The 24,271-nt window shown below is 67.6% G+C and carries 25 protein-coding genes; 12 read left to right on the forward strand and 13 right to left on the reverse strand.

The window, feature by feature from the left end; all coding sequences use genetic code 11:
• Window positions 1-64: 64 nt before the first annotated feature.
• Window positions 65-1,387, reverse strand: a complete 1,323-nt coding sequence (locus LZ686_RS04985) for a FliI/YscN family ATPase (RefSeq protein ID WP_046000726.1) — start codon at window positions 1,385-1,387, stop codon at window positions 65-67.
• Window positions 1,388-1,486: 99 nt separating this feature from the next.
• Between LZ686_RS04985 and LZ686_RS04990 the strand changes: the two genes are divergently transcribed.
• From LZ686_RS04990 to LZ686_RS05035, 10 genes are all read left to right on the forward strand, one after another.
• A complete protein-coding gene (locus tag LZ686_RS04990; protein ID WP_045980975.1) occupies window positions 1,487-1,876 on the forward strand; it encodes a FlgB family protein in 390 nt (129 codons plus the stop codon).
• A gap of 12 nt (window positions 1,877-1,888) precedes the next feature.
• On the forward strand, window positions 1,889-2,281 hold the full coding sequence (flgC, locus tag LZ686_RS04995; protein ID WP_045980976.1) for a flagellar basal body rod protein FlgC: 393 nt from the start codon (window positions 1,889-1,891) through the stop codon (window positions 2,279-2,281).
• Window positions 2,282-2,293: 12 nt separating this feature from the next.
• The gene (gene fliE / locus LZ686_RS05000; protein WP_127897719.1) at window positions 2,294-2,578 is read left to right on the forward strand and encodes a flagellar hook-basal body complex protein FliE; all 285 of its coding nucleotides are present in this window, start codon (window positions 2,294-2,296) and stop codon (window positions 2,576-2,578) included.
• Window positions 2,579-2,593: 15 nt separating this feature from the next.
• Entirely contained in the window at window positions 2,594-2,860 is a 267-nt protein-coding gene (locus LZ686_RS05005) for a flagellar biosynthetic protein FliQ (RefSeq protein ID WP_042250834.1), read from the forward strand.
• 1 nt (window position 2,861) lies between these two features.
• Window positions 2,862-3,578 (forward strand): flagellar hook-basal body complex protein, encoded by a 717-nt coding sequence (locus LZ686_RS05010; RefSeq protein WP_045980978.1) that lies wholly within the window; start codon window positions 2,862-2,864, stop codon window positions 3,576-3,578.
• Window positions 3,579-3,587: 9 nt separating this feature from the next.
• A complete protein-coding gene (gene flgG, locus LZ686_RS05015) occupies window positions 3,588-4,373 on the forward strand; it encodes a flagellar basal-body rod protein FlgG (protein WP_045980979.1) in 786 nt (261 codons plus the stop codon).
• Window positions 4,373-4,786 carry a flagellar basal body P-ring formation chaperone FlgA gene (gene flgA / locus LZ686_RS05020; protein WP_349547155.1) on the forward strand — a complete coding sequence of 138 codons (414 nt, stop codon included), beginning with the start codon at window positions 4,373-4,375 and terminating at the stop codon, window positions 4,784-4,786. Before flgG ends, flgA begins: the two co-directional genes overlap by 1 nt.
• 11 nt (window positions 4,787-4,797) lie before the next feature.
• Entirely contained in the window at window positions 4,798-5,523 is a 726-nt protein-coding gene (gene flgH, locus LZ686_RS05025) for a flagellar basal body L-ring protein FlgH (RefSeq protein ID WP_046000723.1), read from the forward strand.
• A 10-nt stretch (window positions 5,524-5,533) separates the two neighbouring features.
• Window positions 5,534-6,100 (forward strand): hypothetical protein, encoded by a 567-nt coding sequence (locus LZ686_RS05030; protein WP_349547156.1) that lies wholly within the window; start codon window positions 5,534-5,536, stop codon window positions 6,098-6,100.
• Between the two features lie 84 nt (window positions 6,101-6,184).
• The gene (locus LZ686_RS05035) at window positions 6,185-7,111 is read left to right on the forward strand and encodes a glycosyltransferase (protein ID WP_295167295.1); all 927 of its coding nucleotides are present in this window, start codon (window positions 6,185-6,187) and stop codon (window positions 7,109-7,111) included.
• Between the two features lie 3 nt (window positions 7,112-7,114).
• Here LZ686_RS05035 and LZ686_RS05040 read toward each other — a convergent pair whose 3' ends face one another.
• The 12 genes from LZ686_RS05040 to LZ686_RS05095 all read right to left on the reverse strand — a co-directional run bounded on the left by LZ686_RS05040 (window position 7,115) and on the right by LZ686_RS05095 (window position 21,341).
• The gene (locus LZ686_RS05040) at window positions 7,115-8,218 is read right to left on the reverse strand and encodes a flagellar basal body P-ring protein FlgI (RefSeq protein WP_045980982.1); all 1,104 of its coding nucleotides are present in this window, start codon (window positions 8,216-8,218) and stop codon (window positions 7,115-7,117) included.
• Window positions 8,215-9,228, reverse strand: coding sequence for a flagellin family protein (locus tag LZ686_RS05045; protein WP_045980983.1), 1,014 nt, complete (start codon window positions 9,226-9,228; stop codon window positions 8,215-8,217). The genes LZ686_RS05040 and LZ686_RS05045 overlap by 4 nt, the downstream gene beginning before the upstream one ends.
• 2 nt (window positions 9,229-9,230) lie before the next feature.
• On the reverse strand, window positions 9,231-10,676 hold the full coding sequence (gene flgK, locus LZ686_RS05050; RefSeq protein WP_349547157.1) for a flagellar hook-associated protein FlgK: 1,446 nt from the start codon (window positions 10,674-10,676) through the stop codon (window positions 9,231-9,233).
• A gap of 36 nt (window positions 10,677-10,712) precedes the next feature.
• Window positions 10,713-12,011 carry a flagellar hook protein FlgE gene (locus tag LZ686_RS05055; RefSeq protein WP_045980985.1) on the reverse strand — a complete coding sequence of 433 codons (1,299 nt, stop codon included), beginning with the start codon at window positions 12,009-12,011 and terminating at the stop codon, window positions 10,713-10,715.
• A gap of 76 nt (window positions 12,012-12,087) precedes the next feature.
• A complete protein-coding gene (locus LZ686_RS05060; RefSeq protein WP_349547158.1) occupies window positions 12,088-12,864 on the reverse strand; it encodes a flagellar motor protein MotB in 777 nt (258 codons plus the stop codon).
• Between the two features lie 79 nt (window positions 12,865-12,943).
• The gene (locus LZ686_RS05065) at window positions 12,944-14,158 is read right to left on the reverse strand and encodes a phenylacetate--CoA ligase family protein (protein ID WP_349547159.1); all 1,215 of its coding nucleotides are present in this window, start codon (window positions 14,156-14,158) and stop codon (window positions 12,944-12,946) included.
• Between the two features lie 10 nt (window positions 14,159-14,168).
• Window positions 14,169-14,990, reverse strand: coding sequence for an ABC transporter ATP-binding protein (locus LZ686_RS05070; RefSeq protein WP_045980988.1), 822 nt, complete (start codon window positions 14,988-14,990; stop codon window positions 14,169-14,171).
• Between the two features lie 55 nt (window positions 14,991-15,045).
• Window positions 15,046-16,326: an ABC transporter substrate-binding protein gene (locus LZ686_RS05075; protein WP_045980989.1), complete on the reverse strand. Its 1,281-nt coding sequence runs from the start codon at window positions 16,324-16,326 to the stop codon at window positions 15,046-15,048.
• Between the two features lie 47 nt (window positions 16,327-16,373).
• Window positions 16,374-17,450 carry a branched-chain amino acid ABC transporter permease gene (locus tag LZ686_RS05080; protein ID WP_045980990.1) on the reverse strand — a complete coding sequence of 359 codons (1,077 nt, stop codon included), beginning with the start codon at window positions 17,448-17,450 and terminating at the stop codon, window positions 16,374-16,376.
• A gap of 79 nt (window positions 17,451-17,529) precedes the next feature.
• Window positions 17,530-18,513 (reverse strand): branched-chain amino acid ABC transporter permease, encoded by a 984-nt coding sequence (locus tag LZ686_RS05085; protein ID WP_045980991.1) that lies wholly within the window; start codon window positions 18,511-18,513, stop codon window positions 17,530-17,532.
• A gap of 33 nt (window positions 18,514-18,546) precedes the next feature.
• The gene (locus tag LZ686_RS05090) at window positions 18,547-19,368 is read right to left on the reverse strand and encodes an ABC transporter ATP-binding protein (RefSeq protein WP_349547160.1); all 822 of its coding nucleotides are present in this window, start codon (window positions 19,366-19,368) and stop codon (window positions 18,547-18,549) included.
• A complete protein-coding gene (locus LZ686_RS05095; RefSeq protein ID WP_295167275.1) occupies window positions 19,365-21,341 on the reverse strand; it encodes an AMP-binding protein in 1,977 nt (658 codons plus the stop codon). The genes LZ686_RS05090 and LZ686_RS05095 overlap by 4 nt, the downstream gene beginning before the upstream one ends.
• Before the next feature lie 171 nt (window positions 21,342-21,512).
• Between LZ686_RS05095 and LZ686_RS05100 the strand changes: the two genes are divergently transcribed.
• Both LZ686_RS05100 and LZ686_RS05105 read left to right on the forward strand, forming a co-directional pair.
• Window positions 21,513-23,399: a hybrid sensor histidine kinase/response regulator gene (locus LZ686_RS05100; RefSeq protein WP_349547161.1), complete on the forward strand. Its 1,887-nt coding sequence runs from the start codon at window positions 21,513-21,515 to the stop codon at window positions 23,397-23,399.
• Window positions 23,396-24,097, forward strand: a complete 702-nt coding sequence (locus tag LZ686_RS05105; RefSeq protein ID WP_045980995.1) for a response regulator transcription factor — start codon at window positions 23,396-23,398, stop codon at window positions 24,095-24,097. Before LZ686_RS05100 ends, LZ686_RS05105 begins: the two co-directional genes overlap by 4 nt.
• Window positions 24,098-24,271 lie beyond the last annotated feature (174 nt).

The following is a 24,271-nucleotide window of genomic DNA, read 5'->3' on the forward strand; positions in this document are numbered from 1 at the left end:
ACGCAATGGTCCCCCCTTGCGTTCTAACATTGATTAAGCCAACGCAACGCGGCGCCGCTTGGTTTCACGCGCGCGCGCGCATGGGCAGGCGCAGCGCGGCCTCCAACGCGGCAAAGCTGTCCGCGATGCCGGGGCAGCGGCGCGTCACGAATTCGTCCAGCTGGGGGTACAATCGCACCGCCTCGTCCAGCTTGGCGTCCGAACCGGGCGCATAGAGGCCCGCGCGGATCATCAGTTCCGATTCGGCATAGGCGCCCAGCGCCGCGCGGGCACGCCCGATGGCCGCGTTCTCGACCGCGCTGGCGGCGTCGGGCAGCGACCGTGACACCGACCGCACCACGTCGACCGCCGGAAAGCGGCCCCGTTCCGCGATGGTGCGGTCCAGCACGACATGGCCGTCCAGCGTCCCCCGCAGGATGTCGGCCACCGGCTCCTCCATGTCCGATCCCGCGACCAGCACGCTGAAGATGCCGGTGATGTCGCCCGACCCTTCCGGGCCGGGGCCTGCGCGTTCCGCCAGCGCCATGATCAGGTTCGACACCGATGGCGGAAAGCCGCGATAGCTGGGCGGCTCGCCCGCGGCCAGGGCGATCTCGCGGTGCGCCTCGGCAAAGCGGGTGATCGAATCGGCCAAGAACAGGACGTGGCGGCCCTGGTCGCGAAAATGCTCGGCCACGGCCATCGCGGCCCAGGCACAGCGCCGCCGGATCAGCGGCGATTGATCCGAGGTCGCCGCGACGATCACCGCACGGGCCATGCCCTCCGGACCCATCGTCTTTTCGACGAATTCGCGCAGCTCGCGACCGCGTTCGCCGATCATGGCGATCACCACGACATCGGCCTGTACCCCGCGCGCCATCTGCGACAGCAGCGTGGATTTTCCCACCCCCGACCCCGCGAACAGGCCGATCCGCTGTCCCGCGACGATGGGCAGCAGCGTGTCGAAGACAGCCATTCCGGTGGCCAGCCGCGCCCCAAGGCGCTTGCGCGTGGCGGCAGGCGGCGCTTCGGTCCGAAAACTGCGGCGCGTCAGGCCCTGGGTCAGCGGGCGGCCGTCCAGGGGCTGTCCCAACGGGTCGATGATCCGGCCGATCCAGGCATCGCAGGGGGCGATTCGCGGCGCGAAGTCCAGCTGCACCTGGGCGCCGACCGACAGCCCCTCGATCGGGCCCTCGGGCAGGATCTGGGCGGCGCGGGGCGACAGGCCCACGATCTCTCCGCCCAGATCGCCCGATTGCAGAGCGATTCGCACCCGGTCGCCGACCGATGCGCGCCCGTTCAGCCCCTCGGCGGCGATCAGGCCCGCGCGGATCGACTGCACGCGACCGTAATGCGTGGCCAGGCGCAGCTGCGACAGCCGGCGCGCGATCGATTCAAGCTTGTCCATCCGGTCTCCTTTCGCCGCGTGTCGAAAATCCGGCGGCTGAAACGGTTTCTAAACCAATTGGGGTTAAGACCGGGTTTATCGAGATTGAGGAGAAGCCTCATGTTTGAGAAGATCGAAATGCTGCGGATGGCCCGCGCGATGGGCCAGCACACGCAGGCCCGCCACATCGAGGTGGCGCGCAACATCGCCAATGCGGACACGCCCGGTTTCCGGGCCCACGACCTGCAGCCCTTTGCCGAGACCTATCGGCAGGCCGAGGAGGGCGGCACGCTGCGCGTGTCGAACGCCCGCCACCTGGATGCGCCGCAATGGTCGCCCGGCGGGGCGCGGGTGATCGAGGTCGCGGGCCCCGTCTCTCCGAACGGCAACTCCGTGTCGCTGGAGGAGGAGATGGTCCGCGCCGCCGAGGTCAAGAGCAGCCATGACCGCTCGCTGACCATCTATCGCTCGGGGCTGGACCTGCTGCGGTCCAGTCTGGGACGCAGGTAAGGAACCACCACCATGACCGATCAGATTTCACCGCTGCGCATGGCAGCGTCGGGGATGCGTGCGCAGACCGAACGCCTGCGCCACACGTCCGAGAACATCGCGAACGCCGACACGCCCGGCTATCGCCGCAAGCTGGTGGCCTTCGAGGAGGCCGTCCGTTTCGGCCGCACGACGGGCGAGGTCCAGGCCGGCCGCATGCAGCTGGACCAGTCGGCGCTGCCGCGCATCCACGACCCCGCGCATCCGATGGCCGACCAGGACGGCTATTACGACGGATCCAACGTCGATCTGGTGATCGAGCTGGCCGACGCCCGCGAGGCGGGCCGCAGCTACGAGGCCAACCTGCGCATGTTCGAACAGACCCGTCAGATGAACGGATCGCTTCTTGATCTTCTTCGCCGCTAGAAAGGCCGACCCATGATTTCCGGATTGAACGCCGCCAACGCCTATTCCGCCGCCCGTACCGCCGTCGCCCCCCAGCAGGGATCGGAGGCCCTGGCCCGCGTGGGCCAGGCCGCCGAGGATTTCGCCGCCCAGATGGCCCAGGTCGACCAGGTCGCCACCGGCGCCATGACCGGCCAGACCAGCACCCAGCAGCTGGTCCAGACCATCGCCGAGGCCGAGCTGACCATGAACACCGTCGTGGCGATCCGCGACAAGGTCGTCGAGGCGTACCAGGAAATCCTGCGGATGCCGGTGTAGGGGAGGAACGTCGTGATGGGAGAGACGGTCCTTTTCGACATGCTGCGCCAGGCGCTGCTGATCTCGGTCCGGATCTCGGCCCCGCTTCTGGGGGTCGCGCTGATCGCGGGGGTGGTGATCGGCCTGTTCCAGGCGCTGACCTCGGTTCAGGAGATGACGCTGACCTTCGTGCCCAAGGTGGGGCTGATGCTGGTCGTCTTCTGGGTCTCGATGAGCTTCATGACGACCGCCCTGGCGGATTTCTACCTGGGCGAAATCATCCCGATGATCGCGGGCAGCTGAGATGGACAACGCAATCTATGCCAGCCTTTCGCGGCAATCCGGCCTGATGGCCGAAATGCGCGTCGTGGCCAACAACATCGCCAACGCCAACACCACCGGTTACCGGCGCGAGGGGGTGATCTTTGCCGAACACCTGTCCGCGCTGGACCGGCAGGGCGACACGCTGTCGATGGCCCACGCCCGCGGCCGCCTGCTGGACCTGCAGCAGGGCGGGCTGACGCAGACCAACAACAGCATGGACCTGGCCATCGAGGGCGAGGGGTTCTTTCTGGTCGAGGCGCCCGACGGGCTGCGCCTGACCCGCGCGGGCGCCTTCATTCCCTCGGCCGAGGGGGAACTGATGACCGCCGACGGCCACCGTCTGCTGGACGAGGGTCAGGCGCCGATCATCCTGCCGGCCGGCGCCAATGCGGTGGCCATCGGTGCCGACGGCACGCTGTCGTCGAACGGCCTGCCCTTTGGGCGCATCGGCCTGTTCACCCCGCCCGAAGGCACCGACCTGACCCGCCAGAGCGGCACCGGCTTCGCCGTCGAGGGCGAGCCGCAGCTGGTCGAGGAAGGCCGCATCCGCCAGGGCTTCCTGGAGGACAGCAACGTCGACCCGATCTTCGAGATCACCCGCATGATCGAGGTCCAGCGCGCCTACGAGCTGGGCCAGACCTTCCTGGATCGCGAGGATCAGCGGATCCGCGGCGCGATCACCGCCATGACCCGATAAGGAGCCACCATGAGAGCCCTGCAGATCGCCGCCTCCGGCATGAGCGCGCAGCAGACCCGCGTCGAGGTCATCTCGAACAACCTCGCGAACATGTCCACGACCGGCTACAACGCCCGCCGTGCCGAGTTCGCGGACCTGCACTACCAGCAGGCCGCTCGTCCGGGCAGCGTCACCGCCGCCGACGGCACGGTGATCCCCGCCGGGGTCCAGCTGGGCCTTGGCGTGCGCCCCACAGCGGTCAGCGTGAACCTGCAGCAGGGCGCGCTGACGCAGACGGGCGGCGACCTGGACCTGGCCATCGAGGGCGACGGCTATCTTGAGGTGACGCTGCCGTCCGGGGTCTCGGGGTATACCCGCGACGGCGGGCTGAAGCGCTCGCCCGAGGGGCAGATCGTGACCTCGGACGGCTATCCGGTCGTCCCCGACATCACCATCCCCGAGGATGCCCGCGCCATCACCATCAATGCCGGCGGAGAGGTCTATGCCTACTTCGCCGACCGGGTCGATGCCGAGCTGCTGGGCCAGCTGACCCTGGCCGGTTTCGCAAACGAGAAGGGCCTCGAGGCGATCGGGTCCAACCTGTTCATCGAGACCGCAGCCTCGGGCGGCCCGCAGGTCGTGAATCCCGGCCAGGACGGCCTGGGCACCCTGCGCCAGGGCTATCTGGAGGAAAGCTCGGTCGATGCGGTTCGCGAGATCACCGACCTGATCAAGGCGCAGCGCGGCTACGAGCTGAACGCCAAGGTCATCACCGCTGCCGACCAGATGCTCGGCGCCACGACGCAGGTGCGGTGATGCGGGCGCTGATCGTGATGCTGGCGCTGCTGCCGGGGGCGGCCTTCGCAGGCGCCCTGGGCGCGGCGCACACCCTGCCGGTCGGGCACGTGATCGCGGCGGGCGACCTGACGGTGATCGACAGCGACCGGCCCGGCCTGACAGACCCGTCCGCCGCGATCGGGATGCAGACCCGCATCACCATCTACGAAGGCCGGCCACTGCACGCCAACATGCTGCAGGCGCCCCGCGTGATCGGCCGCAACCAGATCGTGCGCCTGCGCTTTCAGCGGGGCGCCCTGCAGATCGACACCGAGGGGCGCGCCATGTCGGACGGCGCCGCCGGAGAACTGATCCGCGTCATGAACATAGGCTCGCGCAGCACGGTCACCGCCCAGGTGATGCCGGACGGCACGCTGGCCGTCACCAATTAAGAGGAACGACGATGAAACCCGCCTATCTGCTGTGCCTGGCCCTTGCCGCCGCGGGCTGTTCGCGCGCCGCCAATATCGGCCAGCCGCCCGAACTGACCTCGCCCCGCGAGACCGAGGAATTCCTGGCGATGACCAATCCGCCCCTGAACCTGCCGCTGGATTCGGGCCGCCCCGAGGCCGCGGCCTCGCTGTGGGCCGGCACCCAGTCTTCGTTGATCAGCGACCGTCGCGCGGCCATCCGCGGCGACATCCTGACCGTCGTGATCGAGATCGACGACGAGGCCACGATCAGCAACAGCAGCGGTCGCAACCGCTCCAGCAGCGAGAGCCTGTCGATCCCGCAGATGGTCGGCATTCCGCAGCGTCTTGGCGAGAAGCTGCCCGAAGGTGCCAGCTTCGACAACCTGGCCGACGCGTCGTCGTCGTCATCCTATCGCGGCAACGGCAACATCTCGCGACGCGATCAGCTGACGTTGCGGGTGGCGGCGACGGTCGTGGACACCCTGCCCAACGGCACGCTGCAGATCCAGGGCACGCAAGAGGTCCGCGTGAACTTCGAATTGCGCGAGCTGACCGTCAGCGGCTTCGTACGCCCCGCCGACATCGATCGCAGCAACGAGATCGCCTATGACCGCATCGCCGGTGCGCGCATCAGCTATGGCGGCCGCGGCCAGATCACCGATGTGCAGCAGCCGCGCTATGGCCAGCAGATCGCCGACATCGTCCTGCCCTATTGAAGGTGTTCCCGTGATCAAGAAAATCATTCCCATCGCCCTGCCCGTGCTGGCCCTGGTCGGCGGCGCATTCGGCGGCGACATGCTGCGCGCCCCCGCATCACCGGCCGATCCCGCAACCGAGGCCGCAGCCGCGGACGATCACGGCGCGGCCCCCGCCGATGACGGCCACGGCGGTGGCGAGGATCATGGCGGCGACGATCACGGGGGCGGAGACCACGGGGGCGGCGATCATGGTGGCGGGGGTGACCCCACCGAGGCCGCCTATTTCCAGTTCCCGACCCAGTTCTTCGTGCCCTTGATGCGTCAGGGCGACCTGCGCGACGTGATGATCCTGACGGTGACCCTGCAGACCGACGGGGCCAACCTCCAGGCGCTGTCGAAGAAGGAGCACATCCTGCGCGACGCCCTGCTGCGCCAGCTGATGATCCACGCCAATACCGGCGGTTTCGACGGCAACTTCACCGCGGATCGCAACCTTGTCACCCTGCGCGAGGGTCTGCTGCAGGCCGCCAAGACCGCGACGGATGCCCCCGTCACCGCCGTCCTGATCGAGGATATCGCCCGCCAGCCGGGCTGACCGCTTGCCCTTGCCGCGCCTTCGGGCCAGAACCGCAGACACCCGGAGCGACCGCTTCGGGTGTCTGCTTTTCCGGAGGGGCCGTTGCACGCGCATCACGTGGTGATCCTGATGGCGACCTGGCAGGGCGCGCCGCATCTGGGCACGCAGTTGGACAGCATCGCGGCACAGACGCACGCGGATTGGTCGCTGATCGTGTCCGATGATGGGTCGACCGATGAAACCCGGCAGATCGTCGAACGGTTCGCGGCGGATCGGCCCGCAGGACAGGTGCGCCTGGTCGACGGACCGCGCGCGGGCGCCACGCGGAACTTCCTGTCGCTGCTGGATCACGTGCCCCCCGATGCATCGGCCGCGTTCTGCGATCAGGACGACCAGTGGCTGCCGCACAAGCTGGCCCGCGCGGTGTCCGCCCTGCAGGGGTTGGCCGGACCCGCCCATTACGCCGCCCGGACCATCATCACCGATGCGGACCTGCGCCCCCTGGCACCATCGCGCCGGTTCCTGCGTCCCTTGGGCTTTCGCAACGCGCTGGTCCAGGCCTGCATGGCGGGCAACACCTCGGTGTTCAACCGGCATGCCGTGGCGCTGCTGCAGCACGCCGCGCCGCATGCAATGCGGGCGGGGGTGATCTCTCATGACTGGTGGGCCTATCAGGTCAGCGCGGGCCACGGCGCGACGCTGATCCACGACCCGGAACCTGGGTTGCTGTACCGCCAGCATGCCCGATCCGAAGTCGGGCGCAACGATACCTTGCCTGCGCTGGCTGCGCGGCTGCGCAAGCTGATGGCCGGGCAGTTCGGCGGCTGGCTGCGGGCCAACCGCGCCAGCCTATTGCCCCTGGATCTTCCGTCCGACAGCCGCGCGACGCTGGCGCATCTGGGCCGGATGCTGGACAGCACCGGGCCGCAGGCCGTGATGGCCATGCGGCGTGGCGGATTTTATCGGCAGACGCGGCCCGGGACGGCGGCCCTTGCGCTGTCGGCGCTAACCGGCGCCCTGCGCGCCTGATCGCTATTCGACGATCAGGTCCGCGTGCAGGGCACCTGCCGAATGGATCGACTTCAGGATGTCGATCATGTCGCGAGGCCGCACACCCAAGGCATTCAGACCGTCGACAAGATCCGACAGGTTGGTCTCTCCGGCCACCTCCACAAAGCCGATGCCGGGTTCCTGGTTCACGTCGACGGCGGTGCGGGGCACGGTCACTGTCTCTCCAGCGGCAAAGGGGTTGGGCTGGGATACCAGCGGTGCCTCGGCCACGCGCAGGGTCAGGTTGCCCTGCGACACCGCCACCCGGGAAATGCGCACGCGTTCGCCCACCACGATCGTCCCGGACTTGTGGTCGATCACGACCTTGGCCCGGTCTTCGGGTTCGATCAGCAGGTTCTCGATCCGGCCGACGACGCGAGCGGGGTTCACGTCGCCCAGGCCGCGGAAGTTCACGACGACCGTGCCGCTGTCCAGCGTGACTGCCAGCTGGCGGTTGAAGTCGCGGTTGATCGCGTCCTCGACCCGCGTGGCGGTGGTGAAGTCGGCATTGCGCAGCGCGATGCGGATGTCGTCGATGCCGGCGAAATCGAACTCTACCTCGCGCTCGACCCGGGCGCCCACCGGGATGCTTCCGGTGGTGGGCACACCTTCGACCACGCGGGCCGCGTCGCCCTGCGCCGCGACCCCGCCCGCGATGATCGATCCCTGGGCCACGGCATAGATGTTGCCATCCGCGGCCTTCAGCGGGGTCATCACCAGCGTACCGCCCAGCAGGCTTTTCGCGTCGCCGATCGCAGAGACGCTCACGTCGATCCTGCTGCCCGACCGCGCAAAGGGCGGCAGGGTGGCCGTCACGATCACCGCCGCCACGTTCTTGGACCTCAGGGCGTCATCGGTGACGTTCACCCCAAGCCGTTCCAGCAGGCCGGCCAGCATCTCTTCGGTGAAGGGGGCATTGCGCATGCCGTCGCCCGACCCGTCCAAGCCGACGACAAGCCCATAGCCGACCAGGTCGTTGCCCCGTACGCCGTCGAAATCGGCCAGATCCTTGATGCGCACGGGCACAGCCAGGGCCGAGGTCGCCACGGCCATCCACAGGATCAGTGCTTGCAGAACTGTCTTCATCGCAGGAAATCCACCAGCTTGAGGTTCGCCAGCCGCGCCTGGACCGCATAGAGAGATTCCAGCTGGCTTTGCACTTCGGTCAGGGCTGCTGCCGTCTCGAACGGGTCGGCGCTGCGGATGTCGCCGCGGGCCCGTTCCAGCGTGTTCAGGGTCGAGGTCCCGGTGACCTGCGCGCGCTCGACGGTCTGCTGGGCAAGGCCCACACGCCCCATCTCTCCCAGAACGGCGCTGTCCGCGGCGACCATCAGGGTGCCGCCCGTGGACAACAGCTCCCTCCGCTCGGCCACGTTGCCCGCCAGGATACCGCGGTCCAGGATGGCTGCGGTCGCCAGGCCCTTCAGCAGGTCGCGCACCGGGCCGGACGCACCGGTCGTCTGCATCTCGACCGAGACTCCCTCTCCGACGGTGATCCGCTGCGGCTGGCCAAGGGTCCCGTGATAGGCCGTGTCCAGAAACCCGCCGCCCCCGGCCGGAGCGTCGAACCAGTCGGACACCGCTTGCGCGACGTCTGCGGCCGTGGTCAGCGGCGCGACGATGGCCTGCAGGCTGTCCAGGATGCTGGTCGCGTCCGACAGGGGGGCCACGTCTGATGCCTCTCCGGACAAAAGGTACCGGTTGCTGTTCGTGCCGTTCAGCCTCTGGATCACCGAATCGAACGCATTGGCCACTTCTGTCGACCGTGTCCCCAGCAGGGCCTGGTCGTTGAACGGGTCGGTGGCCAGGGCCAGGCCCAGCTCCGTCGTGCTGAGCCGGACGGCGTCGAACATGTCCTGCACCGCCTGCAGCCGGATGCCCGCATCCTGACCGTTCTGGCGCAACTGCCCGGCCAGCTGGATGCGGCCTTCGATCTCGTTCAGGGCGCGGGTGTTGCCGCCAACGCGCTGGCCTACATCCGCGACCTGCCCGGACGCGACCTCCTGGGTCAGGGTGGACAGGGTCGTCTTGATCCGGTTCGAGGCGACCTGCAGCGCATAGGCGCGGGCTTGGTCACCGATACTGTTCAGGGTCACGGCTACATCCTCAGGATCTGGTTGATCATCTCGTCCACGGCGACCAGCACGCGGGCATTGGCGGCATAGGACTGTTCGTATTGCAGCAGGCGTTGCATCTCGGCGTCGCTGTCCACGCCCTCGGCCATCAGGCTGGAGGCGATGGTCGACTGGCGGCTGCTGCGGATGGTCAGGTCGGCCTCGGCCTCGACGCGCCGCGTCGACACCCGCGACTCGACCGATCCGAACCGGACGGTCAGCGTGCCGTTCCCCTCGAAGCCGCTGCCCGCCTGCGCCGGGCGCGGCGCGTCCAGTGCCTGGACCAGCGCCGAAAGAATCGCGGATTGGCCCGTCGGTTCGCCGTTCGCCGCCTGCAGGCCCGACCTCAGGCGCCACAGCTGGCCCCCCTGTCCCGGATCGACCGTCGCATTCAGCGCGATCCGACCGGACAGGCCAACGACCGTCGCCGCGGTCGCGCGCGCACCGCCGTCGGTGAACAGCCCGGCATCGGCAGCCCCGAGGGACGGATCAACGGCGGGATCGACCAAACGCTGGTGCAGGTCAAAGGCCATGTCGTCCAGTTCCGACTGCATCTGCGGGGCCAGCTGATCGCGAATCTGGAAGTTGGCGGCCAAGGACCCGCCGCCGAACAGGCGCATCTGCGCCGCGGTGACCGGCGTCCCGTTCAGGGTCAGCAGTTCCAGGGGTGCGCCAACGACCTGGCCCGCGGTCACCTGATCCGCGCCTGAAAATCCCAGCCGGGCCGGCACGCTGCCATCCAGCAGCACCGCCCCCTCGGCGCTGAACAGGGCGACCTTGCCCGAGTCGCGCGCGACCTCCTGGATGGGAATGATGCTTGCGATGCGGTCGATCACCTGCTGGCGTTCGTCCATCAACGGGGTGGCATCCTTGCCGTCGGAATCCAGGATGGAGATGCGCGCATTCAGATAGGCCACCCGCTCCAGCGAGGCATTCACCGTCGCCACGTCGGACGTGATGCCCTGCTGCGCGGCGCTGCGCGCACCCTGCACCGCGGTCGACGCCGCATTCAGCCGGTCCGCCAGCGCCGAGGCGGTGCTGACGACCTGCGACAGGCGGATCTCGTCATCGGGCCGCGTCGCCGCACTGCTGAGCGCGGCCTGGAAATCGGTCAGCGCACCCGACAAGGAATGCGCCTCTCCGGGAAGGCCGATGACCTTTTCCATAGACCGGTGAAACGACGCGCGTGCGGTGCCGTCACCGACGGACGAGGCCGCCAGGCGCGATTCGGAGAGCAGGCTGGAATTGACGATCCGGGTGATGCCGTCGATGCGCACGCCCCCGCCGTGCAGTTGGGCGGACACTACCATGTCGCGCCGGGCATAACCGGGCGTCATGACGTTGGCAATGTTCGACGCCACCGTTTCGGTGCCGCGCGCGGTGGCAGTCAGCCCCGACATCGCGTTCGATATCGCCTTGGCAATGCTCATGTCCGGCCTCCTTCACCCGATCCCCTGCGGGGCGGATCAGCGCTTGATGTTCGTGGTTTCCTGCAGCATCTCGTCGACCGTCTGGATGATCTTGGCGTTCGACGAATAGGCGCGTTGCGTGGTGATCAGATGCGTCAGTTCCTGCGCGATGTCGGTGGTCGACGCCTCGCGGGCATAGCCGGCGATGGCGCCCGTCGGCCCGTCGCCCGCATCCCACAGGAAGAAACCGCCAGAATCGGGCGATGTCTTGAAGGCCTGCCCCTCGACCGCCACCAGGCCGTTGGGATTCGGGACGTCGATGACGGGGATCTTGTACAGCGCCTTGACGAAACCGGTGTCGTAGGTCGCCTTGACATAGCCCTGCGGGTCAACCTCGACCGCGACCAGCTGCCCCACCGGAGAGCCGTTCTTGACCACGTTCGACGGAGAGAAGCTGGCCGCCAGCTGCTTCAGGCCCGAGGCCCCGCCCGGCACGCCGATGGAAAGCTCTATGTTGCCGCCCCCGACGGTCAGCGGGATCGCCCCGGTTGCCGGATCATAGCCGCCGCCGACGACGTTCAGCAGCGCGCCGCCCGCCCCCTGGCTGTCGTCGAACGTCACCTGGAAGGTTGAGATCGGGTTGGCTGCGGGATCACTGGCACTGTCGCTGATGCTGACCGTCCAGGTGTTCGACATGCCGGTTGGATCGCTGGTGTCGGGCGTGAAGGTGATGTCCAGCGATTCCGAGGTTCCCAGGTTGCCGAAATACTCGACGCGCAGCGGCAGCGGGTCGCCCGAGCCGGTGGGCAGGGTCTCTGTTGCGGGTAGGTTGGCGCCAAGCGACACCTGCGTCGTCGGATCCCCGACAGGGCGGTTCGATTCGATGCGGATGGGCTGCAGTGCGGCCGACGTGTCGCGCGCGACAAGCGGCATGCTACCGTCCGCGGCCGTGGGCCAGCCCATCAGCACCAGCCCGCTTTCGGTGCGCAGCAAGCCGCCCGCATCGGGACGGAACGCACCGGTCCGCGTCATCATCAGCGACGGCGTCCCCCCACCGGTTGCATCGTTCAGGGTCGTCACGGGCAGCATGCCCCGCCCGGTCATCGCAAGATCCAGCGCATTCGAGGTGGTCACGATCGCACCGTCCTGCGACACCGATCGCGTCGTGGACGCGCGAACGCCACCTGCGGTGTAAAGGCCCGCCCCCTGCCCCACGACCAGCGCATTGAAGTCGGTCTCGACGCGCTTGTACCCGAAGGTCGATGCGTTCGCGATATTGTCCGAGATGGTTCCCAGCCGCGACGAGTTCGCGGCAAGGCCGGACACGCCGGCATTCATCGCAGAGGAGATGGACATGGACAGACACCCTTCTGATTTCGGTCTTGTCCGTCACCCTGCCCGTGAACGCTTAAGATAAGGCTAACCGCGACGGCTACCTGAGTAAAATCAACTCTATCCGGTTGTTCAGCGGGTCCATCGGGTTGCCCTGCCGGTTCTTGCGGTCCGCATAGCCGCTGACCCGCTGCACGCGCTTGCCGTCGAAACCCTGCTGTTCCAGCAGGTTGCGCACCGTATGCGCCCGGGCATCCGACAGCGGCCAGACCGGCGACGCGACCAGTGTTTCGGGATAGGCGCGCACATGGCCCGAGATCGCCACATCGTTCCTGACATGCCGGATGACCCGCGCGATGATTCCCATCAGTTCGGACAGGGCGGGCTGGGGCTGGGCGGTGTCCTCGACGAACAGGGGGGCGTCGGTCAGATCGCCCAGCTCGATCACGAGCCCTTCGTCGGTCATGCGGGTCACGACATGCTGCAGCAGGTTGGTCAGCTGGGACGATTCGGCGCCCGTGCCGGTCAGGCTGTCCTGGACGGCGCGGGCGACCTCCTCGAAGTCGCCTGCACTGTCGCTGTCGGGCAGCGGCGCCTCGACCGCGTGACGGATGCCGTCCTCGGTCCCGTCGCCGCCGCCGCTGGTGGTGGCGTTCGGCGTCTGGATCACCGTCGGCGCGAAGTAGTCGGCCAGACCGGTCTTCTGCTCCTCGGTGGTGGCGTTCAGCAGCCACATCAGCAGGAAGAACGCCATCATCGCGGTCACGAAATCCGCATAGGCGACCTTCCACGCGCCGCCGTGATGGCCGCCGTCGGACGACGCCTCGACGCGCTTGATGATGATGGACGGCCCGTTCAGCCCCTTGCCCGCAGCCATGATGTCTACCCTTCGTTCCGGTCAGGCATCCTTGTCGCCGGGGCAAAGGTTTCGATCAAGTTAACGGATCAAATGCGTCCTATTCATAGCTGCGGCGATCCTCGATGACCTTGCCGTCATTGGGCAGGCTGCCCGGTGCCACCAGTTCGATGTCGCCGCGCAGCTTCAGCGTGTCCATGACCGATGCGGCATAGTCGCCCCCCTGACCCGCGGTTTCCAGTTGCACGGTCATCACGTCCATCTCTCCGCGACGATCGGCGATCACGCGGGCGCGGCACACGTCCGCATGGCGCGCGACCAGGGCCGCCACCTGTTCGGGGCGCACGAACATGCCCTTGATCTTGGTCGTCTGATCGGCGCGCCCCATCCACCCCTTGATGCGCATGTTGGTACGACCACAAGGACTGGTGCCTGCAAGGACCGCAGACAGGTCACCCGTCGCGAAACGAACCAGCGGATAATCCGGGTTCAGCGTGGTCACCAGCACTTCGCCGACCTCGCCGTCGGGAACCGGATCGCCGGTGCCGGGGCGCACGATCTCGACGATCACGCCCTCGTCCACGATCATTCCCTCCATCGCCTCGCTCTCATAGGCGATGTTGCCCAGATCGGCGGTGGCATAGCATTGCCGCGTGACGATCCCCCGGTCGGCGTACATCTGGCGCAGCGACGGAAACAGCGCGCCGCCGCCCACCACGGCCTTGGTGAAGGACAGCACCTCGCCCATCTCGTCGGCACGGTCCAGGATCACCTTGAGGAAATCGGGCGTGCCGGCATAGCAGGTCGTGCCGATGTCGACGGCCGCGCGCACCTGCAGCTCGGTCTGCCCGGTGCCGGCGGGCAGGACCGCAGCATCGACGGCCCGCGCGCCCGATTCGAACATCATCCCGGCAGGCGTCAGGTGATAGCCGAAGCAGTTCTGGACGATGTCTCCCTGCCCCACGCCCGCGGCATGCAGGAAGCGGCCAAGCCGCCACCAGTCGCCGTCGCGCCGACCGGGTTCATAGATCGGGCCGGGGCTTTGAAAGATATGGTCGAATTGCGCGGCGGGGCGGGTGGTGTAGCCGCCGAAGGGGGGCTGCTTGCGCTGCGCCTCGGACAGCTCGGCCTTGCGGATCACCGGCAGGCGGGCCAGCGCGGCGCGGTCGGTCATCGCCTCCGGCTCCACGTCGCGCAGAAGGCGCGCCATCGCGGGGGCCAGCTTGGCGCGGCTCAGCGCCAGCGGCAGGGCCTGGGCCAGCGCCTCGGCGCGCTGACCCTCGTCGCGCGTTTCCAGATCGTCGTAATATCCCATGATGACCCCCTCAGGCCAGCCAGCGCTTGCGCCGGCGATAGCTGCGCACCTCGCGGAAGGACTTGCGCCCCTCGTCCGACATGCCCAGGTAGAATTCCTTGACGTCCGGGTTCTCGCGCAGCTGCGCGGCCGGACCCTCCATCACGACGCGCCCGTTCTCCAGGATATAGCCCTGATGCGCATAGCGCAGCGCGACGTTGGTGTTCTGCTCGGCCAGAAGGAAGGTGACGCCCTCGCCCTCGTTCACGGCCTTGACGATCTGGAAGATCTGCTCGACCAGCTGCGGGGCCAGGCCCATCGACGGCTCGTCCAGCAAGATCATCTGCGGGCGCGACATCAGCGCGCGACCCATCGCGGTCATCTGCTGTTCGCCGCCCGAGGTGTATCCCGCCTGGCTCTTCCGCCGCTCGCGCAGGCGCGGGAAATAGTCATAGACCATCTCGAGGTCGCGCTTGATGGCGGCCGATCCGTCGCGGCGGGTATAGGCGCCGGTCAGCAGGTTCTCCTCGACCGTCAGGTGCTCGAAGCAGTGGCGGCCCTCCATCACCTGGATGACGCCGCGCCGCACCAGGGCGGCCGGGTCCAGCGCGGTGATGTCGTCGCCCTGATAGGTGATCGACCCCTTGGTCACCTCTCCGCGTTCACTGGCCAGCAGGTTCGAGATCGCCTTGAGCGTCGTCGTCTTGCCCGCCCCGTTGCCCCCCAGCAGCGCGGTGATGCCGCCCTTGGGGACCGTCAGGCTGACACCCTTCAGGACCAGGATGACGTGGTTGTAGATCACCTCGATGTTGTTGACGTCCAGCAGCGTCTCTTGGGTCCGGGTATCGAACATGGGCAGCCCCCTTGGATGCGGAACCGGCGGCGGGATGACCGCCGCCGGTCGTGGATCAGTTGCAGCGCGCGGTCAGGCCCGCCTCGGCGGCATAGGCGGCGCTGTCTTCCTTGATCAGCGGGTCCAGGATCTCGGCATCCGGCTCGATGAAGTCGGTGATCAGCGACCACGTCCCCTCGGCGGCGTTCCACTGCTGCACGCGGGCCAGGCCGTCGCCGCCGTGGTTCTGACAGGACAGCGCGATGGGCGCGCCGAAATCGGGCAGGCCCAGCTCAGCCATGCGCTCGGCGGTGATGTCCAGCGCCTCGAAGCCGTCGCGCATCTGTGCGGGCGTGATCTCGGGGGTGCCGGCCAGCTCCTGCGCCTTGGCGATGGCCTCGGCGATCACCAGCGCCGCATAGGCGCCGCGCGAATAGAGCACGCTGCCCGCCTGATCGCCCGCACCGGCCGCCAGACCCTTGTCATAGACATGCGTCTGCAGGTCCTCGTACAGCGGATAGTCGCGGCCCACGCCGTGGAAGGTCAGCGCCTTGTAGCCCTCGGCCCCGGCTCCCGCCGCGCGCACGTCGTTCTCCGATCCCGACCACCAGATGCCGATGAACTTGTCCATCGGGAAGCGGATATTCACGGCCTCCTGGATGGCGACCTGGTTCATCACGCCCCAGGCATACATGATCACGTAATCGGGCCGGTCGCGGCGGATCTGCAGCCATTGCGACTTCTGCTCCTGGCCGGGTGCGTCCACGGGCAGCAGGCTCAGTTCGAACCCGTGCTTTTCGGACAGCTCCTCCAGCGTACGGATCGGCTCCTTGCCATAGGCCGAGTTGTGATAGACCAGCGCGATCTTCTTGCCGGACAGGTCGCCCCCCTCCTGGTCCAGGATATGCTTGACCGCGACCGAGGCGCCGTCCCAATAGTTCGCCGGCGCGTTGAACACCCATTCGAAGACAGAGCCGTCCTTGGCCGAGGTGCGGCCATAGCCCGGCGTGTAGAGCGGGATGCCGTCCTGGGTGATCCGCGGGATCAGCTGATAGGTGATGCCGGTCGACAGCGGATTCAGGACCAGCGGGTTCTGGGTGCGCAGCGATTCATAGCACTCGACCCCCTTCTCGGTGTTGTAGGCGGTCTCGCATTCCGGGACCTGGATGCGCTGGCCGCCGATGCCGCCGTCGCGTTCGTTGAGCAGCGTGAAGTAATCGGCAAAGCCGTCGGCATAGGGGATGCCGTTCGCGGCATAGGGGCCGGTCCGATAGGACATGTTCGGCACGATCAGGTCCGCCAGTGCGGGGCTTGCGACCATCATCGTGGTGGCCAGGGCGGCAAGGGTCAGTTTCATTGCGGGTCTCCTCCCAGAGATGCGATGCCGGTTGCCCGGTCTTGACGTTAATGCGGGAACGGCCACAGGCGCAGCTTGTCCTTGGCCAGGCGCCACAGGCGCGCCAGGCCGTGCGGCTCGACGATGAGGAAGGTCACGATCAGCGCGCCCACGATCATCAGCTCGATATGGGCGGCCAGGTCGGTGGGCCAGCCCATGTTGCCGACCAGGAAGTTCTTGAGTAGCACCGGCAGCAGCACCAGGAAGGCCGCGCCGGCAAAGCTGCCGAAGATGCTGCCCAGGCCGCCGATGATGATCATGAACAGCACCAGGAAGCTCTTGTTGATGCCGAAGGCCTCGCCGACCTCGGCAGCCCCCAGATAGACCGCGAACAGAAGCGCCCCGGCGATGCCGATGAAGAAGCTGCTGACGGCGAAGGCCGACAGTTTCGCGCGCAGGGGGTTCACGCCGATGATCTCGGCCGCGATGTCCATGTCGCGGATCGCCATCCACTTGCGCCCCAGGCTGCCGCGCGTCAGGTTGCGCGCGACCCAGGCCAGCACGAAGGCGAAGACCAGGCAGATGAGGTATTTCGCGGGCGCGGTCGCGGCCGGGCCGGTCACCGCCTGGTCGAACACCGTGCGCGTCGGCGCGGTGATCTGGCCCGAGGCCGAATAGTTGTAGAACCACGGCACCTTGTTGAACAGCCAGACCAGAAAGAACTGCGCGGCCAGCGTGGCGACGGCCAGATAGAAGCCCTTGATCCGCAGGCTGGGCAGACCGAACAGGACGCCCACCCCGGCGGTGATGCCGCCCGCCAGCAGGATGTGGATGACGATGCTGACATCCGGGAATGCCGTCATCAGCTTGTAGACCGCATAGGCCCCCACCGCCATGAAGCCGCCGGTTCCCAGGCTGACCTGGCCGGCATAACCGGTCAGCACGTTCAGCCCCAGGGCGGCGATCGCATAGATCAGGAAGGGCACCAGGACCGCATTGGCCCAATAGTCGTTGATGACGAAGGGGATGATCCCGAAGGCCACGGCCAGGATCGCGTAATAGCCCCAGCGGTCCAGACGGATCGGAAAGGTCTGGCTGTCGTCGCGGTAGCTGGTCTTGAAGTCGCCGGCCTCACGATAGATCATCGGGTGTTCCTTTCAGCGCGGTCGGCGGGGGCCAGCCCCCGCACCCCCGGGGTATTTCTGCAATGAAGAAGCGCCATGGTCACACCCGTTCGATGATGCGTTCGCCGAACAGGCCCTGGGGCCGGAACACCAGGAAGATCAGCGCCAGGACATAGGCGAACCAGTTCTCGGTCGCGCCGCCGACCATCGGGCCGATTGTGAATTCGAACAGTTTCTCGCCCACGCCGATGATCAGCCCGCCCACGATGGCACCGGGGATCGAAGTGAAGCCCCCCAGCATCAGCACCGGCAGCGCCTTGAGCGCGATCAGCGACAGGCTGAACTGCACCCCCGATTTCGTGCCCCACATGATGCCCGCGACCAGCGCCACGAAGCCTGCGATCGACCAGACCATCACCCAGATGAAGCGCAGCGAGATGCCCACGGACATCGCCGCCTGGTGGTCGTCGGCCACGGCGCGCATGGCGCGGCCCTGCTTGGTGTATTGCGCGAAGGCCACCAGTGCGGCCACCAGGATCGCCGCGATCAGCGTGGCCCACAGGTCCAGCCGGTCGATGAAGAAGCCATAGCCGAACCATTGCGCGGTGACGGCCTCGATCCCGTCCGAGATGCCCTGCGGCAGTCCCACGTCCAGCGTCTTGATGTCGGCGCCCCACATCACGTCGCCCAGGCCTTCAAGGAAATAGGCAAGGCCGATGGTCGCCATGAAGAGGATGATCGGTTCCTGCCCCACCAGGTGCTGCAGAACCAGCTTCTCGATCAGGAAGGCCAGGCCGACCATCACCAGCGCGGTCAGGGCCACGGCCAGGACCGCGGGCACCGTCCAGCCGAAATGGTGCAGCGAGGTGCCGAAGGCCGCGTTGATCAGATGCGCGAAGGGCACCTGGCCGTTCTGGATGCCCACCAGCGTCAGTGCCGCGAACAGCGCCAGCACCCCCTGGGCATAGTTAAAGACGCCGGACGCCTTGAAGATCAGCACGAAGCCCAGCGCCACAAGCGCGTACATGACCCCGGTCATCAGGCCGTTCAGCACGACCTCGGCGGCGAAGATCAGCTGGTCCATGGGGCGCGTCCTTTCACTTCTGCACGGATCGGATCAGTCATGGGCCACCCCCAGATAGGCGTCGATCACCGCCTGATTGCTGCGCACCTCGGCGGGCGTGCCGTCGCCGATCTTCTTGCCATAATCCATCACGACGACGCGGTCGGACAGGTCCATGACCACGCCCATGTCGTGTTCGATCAGGCAGATCGTGGTGCCGAACTCGTCGTTCACCGACAGGATGAAGCGGGACATGTCCTCCTTCTCCTCGACGTTCATGCCGGCCATCGGCTCGTCCAGCAGCAGCAGGTTCGGTTCCGCCGCCAGCGCGCGGGCCAGCTCGACCCGCTTCTTCAAGCCGTAGGGCAAACGGCCGACGGGCGTCTTGCGGATGTTCTGGATCTCCAGGAAGTCGATGATGCGTTCGACCACGGCGCGGTTCTCGATCTCCTCGCGCTCGGCCGGGCCCCACCACAGGGCCTGGGACAGGAAGCCCGCCTTCATCTTGTTCAGGCGCCCGGTCATGATGTTGTCCAGGACCGACATGCCGTCGAACAGCGCGATGTTCTGGAAGGTACGGGCGATGCCCAGGCGCGCGACCTGATAGGGCTTCATCGCCGGGCGCGGCTGGCCCTTGAAGATGACCTGCCCCTCCTGCGGGTTGTAGAACCCCGAGATGATGTTCAGCATCGACGACTTGCCCGCGCCGTTCGGGCCGATGATCGCGCGGATCTCTCCCTGGCGGATGTCGAAGCTGATGTCCTTGATGGCTGTCACGCCGCCGAACCGCAGGGTGATGTTTCGCAGCTCCATCACCACGGGGCCGATCTGGCGGCCGTCGGCGGTCACATAGCCGTCCTGGGTCATCGCGTTCATTGGGCTGCTACCTTCTGACGGGCCGCGTCGCCGAAGACGCGGGCATCCTCGATGCGCAGGGTCGCGCTGATGGCGCCCTTGCGGCCGTCCTCGTAGGTGACCTCGGTCCGGGTATGGACGCTGGACGATCCGTCATAGAGCGCGGTGACCAGGTCGTGGAACTTCTCGGTGATGACGGCGCGGCGGACCTTGCGGGTGCGGGTCATCTCTCCGTCGTCGGGGTCCAGCTCCTTGTGCAGCACCAGGAAGCGGTGGACCTGACAGCCCGACAGCATCGGGTCCTGCGCGACGGATTCGTTCACCGCCTCGACATGGCCGCGGATGGTCTCATAGACCTGCGGGTGGCCGGCCAGTTCCTGATAGCTGCCATAGGCGATGTTGTTGCGTTCGGCCCAGTTGCCGACCGCGGTCAGGTCGATGTTGATCATCGCGGTGCAGAAGTCGCGGCCGTTGCCGATGACCACGGCCTCCAGGATGTTGGGATAGAACTTCAGCTTGTTCTCGACATATTTGGGGGCGAACATCGCGCCACTGGCCATGCGGCCCACATCCTTGGCGCGGTCGATGATGCGCAGATGGCCGCTGCCCTCCTCGAAGAAGCCCGCATCGCCCGTGGCGACCCAGCCCTCGGCATCCTTGGTCGATGCGGTGCTGTCGGCGTTCTTGTAATATTCGACGAAGGTGCCGGGGCTGCGGTAATAGACCTCGCCGTTCTCTCCGATGCGGACCTCGACCCCGGGGCTGGGAACGCCCACCGTGTCAGAGCGCACCTGCCCGTCGGGCTGCTGGGTGATAAAAACGCTTGCCTCGGTCTGGCCGTAAAGCTGCTTCAGGTTGATGCCCAGGCTGCGGTAGAAATCAAAGATCTCGGGGCCGATCGCCTCTCCGGCGGTATAGCCCACGCGCACGCGGCTGAGGCCCAGGGTGTTCTTCAGCGGGCCGAAGACGAAGATCTTGCCCAGCGCATAGGCCAGCTTGTCGCCCAAGCCGACCGTCTTGCCGTCCAGCAACGCGGGGCCCGCGCGATGCGCCACCGCCATGCCGCGCTTGAACAGCCAGCGTTTCAGGCGGCTGGCATCTTCCATGCGGATCATCACGGATGTCAGCTGCCCTTCGAAGACGCGGGGTGGGGCAAAGAAGTATGTCGGGCCGATCTCGCGCATGTCGGTCATCATCGTGTGTGCGCCCTCGGGGCAGTTCACGGTGAAGCCCGACCACATCGCCTGGCCCATCGAAAAGATGAAGTCGCCCACCCAGGCCATCGGAAGATAGGCCACGATCTCCTCGACCTCGGTCAGATGGTCGAAATCGGCGGTGTTGCGGGCGGTCTCGATGATGTTGCGGTTGGACAGGACCACGCCCTTGGGCTTGCCCGTCGTGCCGCTGGTGTACAGCATCACGCAGGTGCTGTCGTAATCCAGCCCGGCGATGATCGCGTCCAGCCGCGGACCCAAGGTCGCGGCACCCGCCCGGCCCTGCGCCTGCACGTCGGCCAGCGACGCCATGTTGGCATGGTCGTACTTCCTCAGGCCCCGCCCGTCGGTATAGATGATGCGGGCCCGCGCGCCGGTGGTCTGCTCGACCTCCAGCACCTTGTCGACCTGCTCCTGATCGCCGCACAGCACGAAGCGCGCGCCGCAATGATCCAGGACATAGGCCATCTCCTCGGCCACGGCGTCCTGGTACAGGGGCACCGGGATCGCGCCGCACATCTGCGCCGCGATCATGCCCCAGTAATGCGCCGGACGGTTGCGCCCGATGATCGCCATGTGATCGCCCGGCGCCAGCCCCTGCGCCATCAGCCCCATCGCCAGGGCGCGGATCTCGTCCGCGGCCTGGGTCCAGGTCCAGCTTTGCCAGATCCCGTATTCCTTCTCGCGATAGGCGGGGCGGTCGCCAAAGCGGGCGACGTTGCGCGCCAGCAGCGCGGGCACGGATTGCAGATCGCCCGGGGGCGTGTGCTGAACGGTCATGTATCCTCCCTCAAGGCGCGGACGCCCTGTCGCACGGCACCTCCCCGTGCCCCGCGACACACATACCATTGGCGCCAAACCTTGCGCCAGTTTTACGCGATTCCTACGAAATGTTACGACGCTTTCGCACGCTGCACACCGGTGCTAGGCCAACGGGCGGAGGAGACCGCCATGCACCACCCCGACCCCGTCACGCGGGCCGAGATTCGCGCCGACCTGACCCGGTCGGGGCTGAACCTGATCGGTCAGGCGCTGTCCATCTTCGACGCGGACCTGCGGCTGGCGGTGGCCAACCGGCAGTACCAGACGATGTTCGACCTGCCCGACGACCTGACCCTGCCGGGCAGCCATTTCGAGGACACGATCCGCTTTCTGGCCCGGCGCGGCGAATACGGCCCGACCGAGGACCCCGAACAGGCCGTCGCCCTGCGCGTGGCCCAGGCCCGCACGTTCCAGCCGCACTACTTCGAACGCGAACGCGCCGACGGCCGGTGGGTCGCGGTCGAGGGCGCACCGCTGTCGCAAGGGGGCTGGGTCACCGTCTATACCGACATCACCGACATCAAGCGCCAGGAAGCGCTCCTTCGGGCGCGGTCGGACGCGCTGTCCGAACAGGTGCTGCTGAATGCCGAACGGCTGGCGGCGGCGAACCGCAAGTTGGCCGCGACGAATGCCGCCCTGTCCGAAGCGCAGCGCATCCTGACCCGGACCGAGGCCCGCACCCGCCAGGTGACCGAGATGGTCCCGGCCCATATCGCGCATATGGACGCGCAGTTCCGCTATACCTTCTCCAACCGGCGGCTGCCGGTGATCTTTCCGGGGGCCGAGGGCGACATCGTCGGGCTGACGCTGGAACAGGCCCTGGGGGCGGCCACCGCGCGAACCCTGCACCCGTTCATGGAGCGCGCGCTGGCGGGCGATCCCCAGGTGTTCGAGATCACCCACCCCACCTCGGGCCGACGCATCCGCATCGCGCTGACGCCGGACCGCGATGGTCAGGGGGTCTATATCCTCTCCACCGATGTCAGCGCCGAGGTCCAGTCGCGAGAGGCGCTGGCCCATGCCGCGCGGCGCAACCTGGCCGCCCAGCTTACCAGCGGCATGGCGCATGATTTCGGCAACCTGCTGACGATCATCCTGGGCCTGCAGGCCCGACTGGCCGCCCGCGACCTGCCACCGGACGCGGCCGAGGATGTCCAGGCGACGCTGGCGGCAGCCCGCCGCGGGGCCTCGCTTCTGGACCGGCTGGCGCAGATCACCGGCGCGCGCGAACCCGCGCTGGAGCCGACGGACCTGCCGACATTGCTGTCCGATCTGGCGGTGCTGGCCCGCCCGTCGTTGTCCGAGGGGACGCGGCTGGACCTGGCCGTGGCCCTGCCGCCCGGACAACTGCTGCTGGACCCCGGCGCGCTGCAGGATTCGGCGCTGAACCTGATCCTGAACGCCAATGCCGCGATCACCCCGCCCGGCGTCATCACGCTGAAGGCGCGGCGCAGCGGCGACTGGCTGGAACTGACGGTGGGCGATACCGGACCCGGCTTCACCCCCGAAGCCCTATCCCGCGCGACCGAGCCGTTCTTCACCACCAAGAAGGGCCAGGGATCGGGTCTGGGCCTGTCGATGGTCTATGACCAGACCAAGATGGTCGGGGGCACCATGCGCCTGTCGAACGGGCCACGGGGCGCGCAGGTGATGCTGCGCCTGCCCTGGCGGCCCGTGGCGCGGCGGATGGTGCTGCTGGTCGAGGATGACGACCAGATCCGCGCTCAGGTCCGCGACCAGCTGACCGGGCTGGGCCATGCGGTGATCGAGGCCGCGTCCCTGTCGGAGGCCCGCGCCCTGACGGACCTGCCGGGGTTGGAGGTGATCCTGTCGGACATCCAGCTGGGCGACGGGCTGGGACTGGATCTGGCGGGGACGGTACCCCTGGTGATGATGACATCGCTGCCACCGGGCGATCCGCTGCGCGCCCGCGCGCCGGGGCCGGTGCTGACCAAGCCCGTAACGGCCCCGCGCCTGGCCGCCGCACTGGCAGCCCCCGTAAAGGAGATGCCATGACCGACGCCCCCCTGATCGCGATCCTGGACGACGAGCCGCAGATCCGCCGCATCCTGTCCGCCGCGCTGGAGCAGGCAGGCTTTCGCACGCAAAGCTTCGGCCGTGCGACCGAGTTCGAGGCCGCGCTGCGCCGCATCACGCCGGATGCCTGCCTGATCGATTTGGGCCTGCCGGACCGGGACGGGTTGGCGCTGGTCCATCGGCTGGCATCCGATTCGGGGGCGGTGATCATCATCGTGTCGGGACGGGCGCAGGTCCAGGACCGGGTGACGGGATTGGAGCTGGGGGCCGACGACTACATCACCAAGCCCTTCGAGCCGGCCGAGGTCGTGGCCCGCATCCGCGCCCGCCTGCGACGGCCGTCCCAGAACGCGACCCAACGCCCCCAGACGCTGCGCTTTGCGGGCTGGACGGCGGATTTCGACCGTTACCTGCTGACCGCGCCCGACGGCATCGAGACACCGCTGAGCCACGCCGAGGCAGAGGTGCTGCGCCTGTTCACCGACAATCCCCGCCGCCTGATCACCCGCGCACAGATGCTGGAAACCCTGGGCGGCACGGCCGGCGACAGCTTTGATCGGGCGATGGACGTCCGCATCTCGCGCCTGCGGACCAAGCTGGGCGAGGATCCCAAGAACCCGCGGCTGATCAAGACGATCTATGGCGCGGGCTACATCTTTCTGGCCGAGATCGGCTGAGTTCCGCAGCGGATCGCCGATTGCCCTGCCGGGCGGTAGCGGCGCAAGCCGGCCCCCATCGAGGGGGGCCGGCTTGCGCGCGGGGGCCCTGCCCCCGCAGGCCCTACACCGTCGACGTCGTCGCAATCCTGCACCGCTGTCGCATCTTGACCCGGCCCTTGGGGTATCCCCGCA

This window comes from Paracoccus sp. NFXS7 (assembly GCF_040148865.1).
Lineage (GTDB): Bacteria > Pseudomonadota > Alphaproteobacteria > Rhodobacterales > Rhodobacteraceae > Paracoccus > Paracoccus marcusii.